The 8,745-nt window shown below is 46.7% G+C and carries 10 protein-coding genes and 1 pseudogene; 4 read left to right on the forward strand and 7 right to left on the reverse strand.

Annotation, left to right across the window (positions count from 1 at the left end):
- Positions 1–146 precede the first annotated feature (146 nt).
- From LRY47_RS13970 to LRY47_RS13980, 3 genes are all read right to left on the reverse strand, one after another.
- Positions 147–839, reverse strand: coding sequence for a response regulator transcription factor (locus tag LRY47_RS13970; RefSeq protein WP_295226485.1), 693 nt, complete (start codon positions 837–839; stop codon positions 147–149).
- An 83-nt stretch (positions 840–922) separates the two neighbouring features.
- Entirely contained in the window at positions 923–1,294 is a 372-nt protein-coding gene (locus LRY47_RS13975) for a hypothetical protein (protein WP_295226486.1), read from the reverse strand.
- A gap of 12 nt (positions 1,295–1,306) precedes the next feature.
- Positions 1,307–2,605 (reverse strand): HAMP domain-containing sensor histidine kinase, encoded by a 1,299-nt coding sequence (locus LRY47_RS13980; RefSeq protein ID WP_295226488.1) that lies wholly within the window; start codon positions 2,603–2,605, stop codon positions 1,307–1,309.
- A gap of 158 nt (positions 2,606–2,763) precedes the next feature.
- Between LRY47_RS13980 and LRY47_RS13985 the strand changes: the two genes are divergently transcribed.
- Positions 2,764–3,075 (forward strand): pyrimidine/purine nucleoside phosphorylase, encoded by a 312-nt coding sequence (locus tag LRY47_RS13985; RefSeq protein ID WP_295226490.1) that lies wholly within the window; start codon positions 2,764–2,766, stop codon positions 3,073–3,075.
- A 31-nt stretch (positions 3,076–3,106) separates the two neighbouring features.
- Here the strand turns inward: LRY47_RS13985 and LRY47_RS13990 are convergent, their stop codons facing one another.
- Positions 3,107–4,147 carry a zinc-dependent alcohol dehydrogenase family protein gene (locus tag LRY47_RS13990; protein ID WP_295226492.1) on the reverse strand — a complete coding sequence of 347 codons (1,041 nt, stop codon included), beginning with the start codon at positions 4,145–4,147 and terminating at the stop codon, positions 3,107–3,109.
- A 251-nt stretch (positions 4,148–4,398) separates the two neighbouring features.
- Between LRY47_RS13990 and LRY47_RS13995 the strand changes: the two genes are divergently transcribed.
- A complete protein-coding gene (locus LRY47_RS13995) occupies positions 4,399–5,424 on the forward strand; it encodes a GGDEF domain-containing protein (protein ID WP_295226494.1) in 1,026 nt (341 codons plus the stop codon).
- 3 nt (positions 5,425–5,427) lie between these two features.
- On the opposite strand, the gene LRY47_RS14000 is transcribed toward LRY47_RS13995, so the two are convergent.
- Positions 5,428–6,324 (reverse strand): LysR substrate-binding domain-containing protein, encoded by an 897-nt coding sequence (locus LRY47_RS14000; RefSeq protein ID WP_295226495.1) that lies wholly within the window; start codon positions 6,322–6,324, stop codon positions 5,428–5,430.
- 109 nt (positions 6,325–6,433) lie between these two features.
- On the opposite strand from LRY47_RS14000, the gene LRY47_RS14005 reads away from it, so the two are divergent.
- Positions 6,434–7,366, forward strand: a complete 933-nt coding sequence (locus LRY47_RS14005; protein ID WP_295226497.1) for a putative sulfate exporter family transporter — start codon at positions 6,434–6,436, stop codon at positions 7,364–7,366.
- 13 nt (positions 7,367–7,379) lie between these two features.
- Positions 7,380–7,832 (forward strand): universal stress protein, encoded by a 453-nt coding sequence (locus LRY47_RS14010; RefSeq protein WP_295226500.1) that lies wholly within the window; start codon positions 7,380–7,382, stop codon positions 7,830–7,832.
- Positions 7,833–7,938: 106 nt separating this feature from the next.
- Here LRY47_RS14010 and LRY47_RS14015 read toward each other — a convergent pair whose 3' ends face one another.
- Together LRY47_RS14015 and LRY47_RS14020 are read right to left on the reverse strand one after the other, a co-directional pair.
- Positions 7,939–8,364, reverse strand: a complete 426-nt coding sequence (locus tag LRY47_RS14015; protein WP_295226502.1) for an arsenate reductase ArsC — start codon at positions 8,362–8,364, stop codon at positions 7,939–7,941.
- A gap of 61 nt (positions 8,365–8,425) precedes the next feature.
- A pseudogene (locus LRY47_RS14020) lies at positions 8,426–8,608 on the reverse strand (arsenical-resistance protein); the annotation flags it as partial.
- Between the last annotated feature and the right edge of the window lie 137 nt (positions 8,609–8,745).

Genomic DNA, 8,745 nt, shown 5'->3' on the forward strand with positions numbered 1-8,745 from the left:
AATACCCGTGATAAATGATGAAAATCAGCTTTCGGCTGCGATATAAACCGGAAAAAGAAATAACAAGATACAAAAACAAAAAACGCCGCACTTCTCACGAAATACGGCGTTTGTCATCAGTCTGAGGGAGGCGAAAGCCTCCCTTTTTATTTTTCAGCTATGAATATATATCCTTCGCCCCAGACGGTTCTTATGAACTTAGGGTTCTTCGGATCATCACCCAGTTTTGTTCTGAGTCTGCTGACGGTAACGTCGGCAGTTCGGTTGAACGCCTCGCAGTCAATACCTTTCAGCTCGTTCAGTATCCTGTCCCTGTCAAGAACACGGTAAGGATTGCGTACCATAAGTGCCAGAACAAGGAATTCCGCACGGGTCAGCTCCAGTTCGCCGTCGTTCAGCGAAGCCCTGAAAGTTTTTGTATCGACTTTTAAATCACCGAACCTGAAAATACTGTCCGGTGCCTGTTCAGGCTGTTTTTCCGAACGTTTCAGAATCGCCGATATTCTGGCGACGAGTTCCCGCGGTTCAAAAGGTTTTGCGAGATAATCGTCGGCACCGGATTCAAGTCCGGCTATCCTGTCTTCCACAGACCCTCTGGCGGAAAGCATTATGACAGGTATATCCGAAATTTTTCTGATCCGTCTGCACAGTTCAAAACCGTTCATCTTCGGCATCATGACATCGAGAACGATTATGGACGGAAACGAAGAAGCAAGATACGCTTCCACCTCCGAAGGATCGTTAAGACTGTCAACTACATAGGAGAATTCTCCCAGATATCTCGTCAGCATCCTGCAAAGCTTCACGTCGTCATCAACAATCAGAACCCTGTTCTCCATGCTTCACCTATCTTGCGGTCAGGATAACTGCTGCTGTCAGCACTGCTATAAATATAACAGCGGTAATAAATAGCGCAATCGTATTAAGCTGTTTCATTTTTAAACCTGTCTGCATCCACATATGCTGTTATGTCGTTTCCGAAATGTACCAGATATTCGCCGCAAACAGGCAGCCAGTATCCGTCGTATACGACGTCACTGTCTGCAGCATAAGCGACATGTCTGACAGCTTTTCCGGATATTTTCGCCGCAGCTGCTTTGCATCCTGAATGGTTTCCTCCGAGTGAAAAGCATTTAACACCCAGGGGGGTGCCGTAAGATGCGCAGACATCGTTTACGGCAACTATCTCGTGCGTATATGTGATGAGCATGACAGGAGACGGATAGTTCCCCCACATCATTCTGAATGCCTCAATCACTTCTTCCTTTGTTTTGTTTTGTGCTGATGTTTCCATTTTTTCCCTCACTTATTTATTAATCAACTCTTTCGGAAGCGTCACCTCAACTTCGGTTCCGCGCCCTTCTTCACTCCGAACAGAGATAGTACCTCCGTGAATCTCCGTTATCTTCTTGCAAAGACTAAGCCCCAGACCGTATCCGGTGTTTCTGGTTCTGGCAGAATCTGATCTGTAGAACGGTTCAAAAATATACGGCATATCTTTTGCGGAAATTCCCTCTCCTTTGTCCGCGACTGTCAATGTCAATCCGGAATCGTCAGCAAACGCCTTCACCGATACAGGGTCTCCGAAAGAATACTTCACGGCGTTGCCCAGCAGGTTCTTTATAAGGCTCTCCATCATATCGGGGTTTGCGCATATACTGATTTGGCTGTCCACATCGGTTACGATGTTCGCACCTCTTGAATTCATCTTGGCGGCCGTTCTATCTATGAGAGCAGAAAAATCCACTGTATCCATCTCCACAACCCTGTCGGACAAATTGAGCCTTGCCGATTCCAGCATTTTTGCCGTCAGACTGTCCATCTGCCCTACGTCGTCTATAATGGATTCCCGAAGCTCATCATCCTTAACCATGTCGGCGGCTATCCTTATGCTGGTCATAGGCGTTCGCAGTTCGTGTCCGATGTCAGCGAGAAGCTGTTCCCTTGAGCGCACCGCCTTCTCAATTTCAGAAGTAAGCTCGTTAAAAGTTGTGCAAAGCTGTGCCAGCTCGTCATTTCCTCTATGGCGTATTTTGAAGCCGTAATTCCCTTTTTTCACCTCTTCGATAGCCGAGTACATCTTTTTAATGGGGGAAAGCATGTATCTTATCAAAAGGAACGTACAGATAAGAAGGAACATCACGGCTGCAAATACTCCATATCCGTACTTCCTGAGCCTGTCCAGGTCTTCCGGTGCGGGAGACATGCGTATTATCACCCGTCCGATGTCAGATTCTTTCTTTATCTCCGTGTATCCATGCATAAACATGATTAATATGTCGCCATCCTCATAAACCGAATGGAAGCCGTCCTCAGGAAAATCTTTCGGAAGACTGCCGACGCGCCAGCGCATGTCGCCGGCTTCATAATCCACAGCAATATCCAGCCTTTCGGCGAGTTTACGCGCCTTTTCCCTGTCGGGCGGAGTTCCGATGTCGTTCATGAGATATCTCGCGTAATCAGTCATCTTTGTGCGAAGCCCCTTGTCCGCCTTCAACGAGTAATAATGTATCACCCCGAAAAAGATCATATTTATAAAGAATGCAAGACATACCGTAAGCATAAGCAGTCTGAAAAATATTGAATGAAAATAAACCTTTCGCATGTTCCCTCCGTTGCTAATTACAATATAATCTGGACATACCGCTATGTGTGTTTAAAATTGTGTTGAATTTGTAACAAAGTGTAATAGAAGCGAACTGGTGGACAAGCACGCAGGATTGTGTATAATCTGCCGTCAGCAAACAAATACGGAGAAATGATATGTCAGAATTCAAAAACGTTTCTGTGGTGAAAAAAGCTAACGTGTTCTTCGACGGCAAGGTCGTCAGCCGCTCTGTTATATTTGAAGACGGCTCAAGAAAAACCCTCGGATTCATTCAGCCCGGCGAATATACCTTTAACACTGCAGCAGCAGAGGTGATGGAGATACTCAGCGGCGAAATGGAAGTTCTTCTCCCAGGAAAAACGGAAAAGCTTACCATCAAAGGCAGCGGTGTTTTCGAGATACCCGAAAACTCATCCTTCACAATGTTCGTAACTTCGCCTTCCGACTACATCTGTTCATTCGCTTAAACAATACAGGGGAGCATATGCTCCCCTCATATTAATCTGCCTCTATTATGACCTTAAGGGCTTTTGTGTCCGCTGCCTTGGCAAACACTTCATAAGCCTCTGTTATCTGCGACATTTTGAATCTGTGCGTGATCAGCAGCTCAGGTTTTATTTTGTCCGCCTGAACCGTTTTTAAAAGCATCGGAGTTGTCACAGTATCAACCAATCTTGTGGTTATGGTTATGTTATGTGACCAAAGGTCTTCAAGGTGCAAATCAGCCTTTACCCCGTGTACACCTACGTTCGCTATGGTACCGCCGGCGGCTACTATCCGCTGACATGTAACAAAAGTGGACGGAACGCCCACCGCTTCAATGGCAGTGTCAACACCCTTCCCGCCTGTAAGCTCCCTGACCCTCGCAACTGCATCACATTCACCAGCATTGACAATATCCGTGGCGCCAAATTTTTTCGCCGCCTCAAGACGGTTCGCGTCCAGATCAATCATGATAAGTCTGGCTGGTGAATAAAACTGTGCAGTGAGCAGCGTCGCCATACCCACCGGACCGGCACCGACTATGGCGACAGTGGATCCTGGTGAAACCCTTCCGTTAAGCACTCCGCACTCGAACCCTGTCGGCAGGATATCACTTAACATCACCAGCGCCTCTTCATCTGCGCCGGCGGGAATGTGGTAAAGACTGGTCGATGCATGAGGTATTCTCACATATTCTGCCTGCGTACCGTCTATGGTGTTGCCCAGTATCCAGCCTCCTGTTTCGCAATGAGAGAACATACCGCGGCGGCAGTATTCGCATATACCGCATGCAGAAATGCATGAGATAAGCACATGGTCACCCTTTTTAAAGTTTGAAACTGCCGCACCGACTTTTTCGACGATACCTACGCCTTCATGTCCCAGAACCCTGCCTGGTGCACAAGTAGCTACGTCACCCTTCAGAATATGAAGATCCGTGCCGCATATGGTGGTTTTAAGAATCCTGACAACTGCATCCCCAGGAGCAATTATTTCCGGCATAGACCGATCTTCAACAGCTTTTTTACCGGGTCCCAGATAAACAAGTGCTTTCATCTTTGTCCTCCGTACTATTTTTAAACTACAGTTTAAGCGGGTTATGAATAATATGGGGTCAAAACAGTCTTATTGCCATAGAATAAATTACAAATGCTCACTAGTGCTTATTCCATAAGAGATTTCGCATTACTCCTCCCTTTTGCTAAAGTGAGGCTCAAATTGAATTGGAACATTTTACATTGACATCAGCATGATTTTTTGATAATGATTTTCATTATCTTTTTATCCGATTCAACGGGGCTGAATTTTTGGAAACTACTGAAACATTGAACTCACAAAAACACGGATACGCCTGCTTTCAACCCAAACCCGTGAAATTTGAAGGCATGGAGAGTTCTATGAATACTGTTGCCAAATCTGCGAAAATTCAGGTCAACTTTAAGATAAGAAAGCATCTTTTTCTGGTTCTTCTGTGTCTGGGCATAATCCCGATGATGCTGATAATCCTGCTTTACGAACACCATGTATTGAAACCTGGAAACAACGGACTCATACTGATTCCGCTTTTCATGCTGCTGTCGGCACGCTCTATCACAACCCTGCTGGAATATCTGCTCTTCAAAAACAACCTGCTCAAGATAAACGAATTTGCAGAACGCATCAAAGACGGCTACTTCGACACACATTTCGACCTGCCAATGCAGAAGGACGAAGAGAATTATCTTGTTCAGGTTCTGCGCAGTCTCGAATCGCTGGCAAGGGTTATACGCGGGCAGAACAATATGCTTATCTATAACCTGAAAGAGACCCGTTCGGAAGCGAACATGATGAAGAAACTTGCAGAGAGGGACGGACTTACCGGACTTTTCAACAGAAGGTATTTTGATACTGTTTTTCAGGTTGAAACGGAGAATGCATATCGGAGCGGCACACCTCTGACGCTTATAATGGTTGACTGCGACAAGTTCAAACAGGTAAACGACACCTACGGACACGACACCGGTGACAGAGTTCTGAAACAGCTGGCACTTATCATGACAGAAGTTATAAGAAACGGGCGGGACGTGCCTTTCCGTTTCGGAGGTGACGAATTCGGCATCATTCTGCCGAAAACAGAGCTATCTGCGGCGGAAAGGGTCGTATCAAGGCTTCAGGAAGTATATATGACGTCTGAACGCCACGGCACCACCTTAAGCATTTCTGCGGTGTCGGCTGTGGTAACCGACGGCGAGGTTCTTCAGGAACAGATGAAAACAATAATCAAAAAAGCGGACGACGGCATTTATAAAGTCAAAAAACGCGGCGGAAACGGAGCTGAATTCGCTAGAATATAAAAACTATTCGCCTGCTATATCAATTCTTTCCAGCAGATCGAGATATGCTCTGAAAAGTCGAGTTCTGTAAACCGCTTCTCCGGTCACAATGAAAAGTGAGCGTCTGAGGTCAAGGTCTGTTTTCACCTCCGTGAGCCATCCATTGTCCAGCTCCCGCTGAACAGCCATTCTGGACAGACAGCCGATCCCAAGTCCCTCTTCCACTGCCTTTTTTATCGCCTCCGTATGCCCAAGCTCCATAGATACGCCATACATTATACCCCGCGCCGCCATTGCGCTCTCAAAAACTTCGCGAGTCCCCGATCCCTTTTCCCTGATTATCCAGTCGGCACCGGAAAGCATCTCAGTATTGACAGTACCTTCAACAGCAAACGGATGCCCCTTTCCCGCTATAACCACAAGCTCATCATCACGCCATGGAGTAGCTTCCAGAGCGGCGTTATGCGAAGGACCCTCTATCAAACCCAGATCATATTCGCCGCTCTGCACAGCCTCCTCTATCTGCTGTGTATTTGCGACGTAAAGCAGTATTTTGGCGCGCGGGTACTGTCTGGAAAACTCGCCGACTATCTTCGGAAGGAGATAGTTACCTATAGTTGTGCTGGCGCCGACTTTAAGCACACCCAGAGGTTCACCGACGGATTCGTTCAGAAACTGCTCTATCATATCAACCCTTCTCAGAACCTCCTGTGCTTCGGGCAGAATCTCCCTGCCCCTGTCGTTGAGAAGCAGTCTTCTTCCCCTGCGCTCGAAAAGAGGCGCTCCGGTTATCCGCTCTATATCTGCTATCGCCATGCTGACAGCCGACTGACTGAGAAAAAGCTGCTCACTGGCCTTTGTTACATGCTGACTGACCGCCACCTTTTCAAATATCTCAAGCTGCCGCAAAGTTATATTCATATCAACCTCTCATAAGTAAAACTGAATATAATAGTAAATATTTTGAATTTTTATTTATATACAAAAAGTCCTACTGTAATGCAACAAATATAAAACGACGGAGTTTGTCATGAACAACAATCTTGGGCTAAAGGTATTATTCTGGCTTCTGCTCATCTGCTGCTGTCTGCCGATGGTCAGCGCGCCGATGGCGCTCACAGCCGGAATAGGTTTCGGCATCATCTTCGGTAATCCGTGGAGCAAAACAACATCCGTCTGGAGCAGGCGTCTGCTTCAGGCCTCTGTTGTCGGTCTGGGTTTCGGCATGAACCTGCCGGAACTGCTGAAAACAGGCAAAGACGCGTTCATCTACACAGCCATAAGCATCACTGTATCAATGGCGGTGGGGCTTCTGCTAGGCAGGGCGTTTAAAATTCCCCAGCGCACGTCCACCCTTATCAGCTTCGGGTCAGCCATATGCGGCGGAAGTGCAATCGCCGCCATGGCTCCTGTCATAAAGGCGGAATCTGAAGAGATAGGCGTGGCACTGGCAACGGTTTTCACTCTGAATTCCGTGGCGCTCATCCTGTTTCCTCCCATCGGACATCTGCTCGGCATGGCACAGCGCCAGTTCGGTCTGTGGTCCGCACTCGCAATACATGACACAAGCAGTGTTGTCGGTGCGGCGGCAGCATACGGAAGCGTGGCACTGGCGGTGGGAACAACGGTGAAACTCACAAGGGCGCTATGGATAATGCCTGCGGCACTGATTGCAGCGTGGGTCAGCAAATCAGAGGGCAAAGTCAAATTTCCCATGTTCATCCTCGGTTTCATCCTTGCCGCGGTGATAAAAACATCTCTGCCGCAGCTTGATATGGTTTGGAATCCGCTTAACGCTATAGCGAAACAGAGTCTTGTGGTTACGCTGTTTCTCATAGGAAGCGGGCTGACAAGGGAGGTTCTGGGCAAAACGGGCATAAAACCCCTTGCACAGGGAGTTCTGCTCTGGATAGTCGTTTCAGTTTCAAGCAGTTTCGCCATAATGAGCGGCTGGATAAGCTGAGAAGGAGGACATTATGAAGGATATTAAAAAGATACTGTTCGCATTGGATATATCAGAAAACGCCGAATTTACTTTTGAATATGCCGCCTCAATGGCGCGCGCTTTCGGCGCAGAGATAACGGTTATGCACGTTATCCACCGCCAGACTGATCTGCGTGATTATTATGTTCCGCACATCTCCTTTGAGGACACGGACAGGCAGATTGATGAAGCGGCGGCGAAACTCACCGCTGATTTCTGCGAAAGACACAGAGATGACTTCCAAGATATCACCGGAATAAACGAAGTCGGCGTTCCTCACGAAAGGATAGTTGAGAAAGCAAAAGAGCTTGACGCATCAATGATAGTTATGGGAACCCACGGACGGCAGGGATTTGAACATTTCATATTCGGAAGCACAGCCGAAGGGGTTGTCAAAAACGCACCCTGCCCCGTCCTGACAGTACGCCCGCAAAAAGCACAATAGAAAATTAAGATGACGCGGATATTCAATCGGCGTCATCTTTTCTGCCCATAGCAGTTTTTTTTAATTATAATGCTTCAAGTATTTGCGAAACTTTCTGTTTTCTATTTTAATTTACATCATCAAGGAATTTAACTATCTGCTGTTTTACCATGTCCCTTATTTTGCGTGCATAAGCAAGTTTTTCCTCTTCACTTCCTGCCGCTGTTGAAGGGTCTGGAAAGCTCCAGTGTATCCGTGAAGTTATCCCCGGAAATATAGGGCATCTTTCCGACGCCTCCGTATCGCACACAGTTATTACATAGTTAAATAATTTGCCCTGCTTAAAAAAGTCGAATACGCTCTTTGCGGAATTGCCAGAAATATCAATTCCTTCCTCCGCCATGACCTTTATAACATAGGGATTAAGCTCTCCGGGTTCAAGTCCTGCACTTTCCGCTTCAAATCTGCCCAGAGAATAAGCATTAAGATAGGCTTCAGCCATCTGGCTTCTTGCGCTGTTATGAACACATACAAAGAGAACTTTTTTAGCCATAAAACACCTCCATCATTTTATGAATATAAAACAGAATTGTTATACGGTTATTATCCATATGTCAGAACATGCGTTTTCTGAAATAGAAAGCGGCATTAACAAGGGCAAGCATAACCGGAACTTCCACCAAAGGACCTATGACAGCCGCAAACGCGGCACCGGAGTTTATCCCGAAAACAGCTATCGCCACCGCTATGGCAAGTTCAAAGTTATTGCTGGCGGCGGTAAAAGCAAGGGTGGTCGTCACCTTATATTATAGTGGACCCAAGATTTCAGACAGCAGAAAAGTATTTCTAAGTAAATATAGATATGAAATACTAATAGAAATCGGAGGTTCAGATGAGCAGAACGAGGCGGCAGTTTACAGCCGAACAAAAAACA

This window comes from Seleniivibrio sp. (genome assembly GCF_021209385.1).
Lineage (GTDB): Bacteria > Chrysiogenota > Deferribacteres > Deferribacterales > Geovibrionaceae > Seleniivibrio.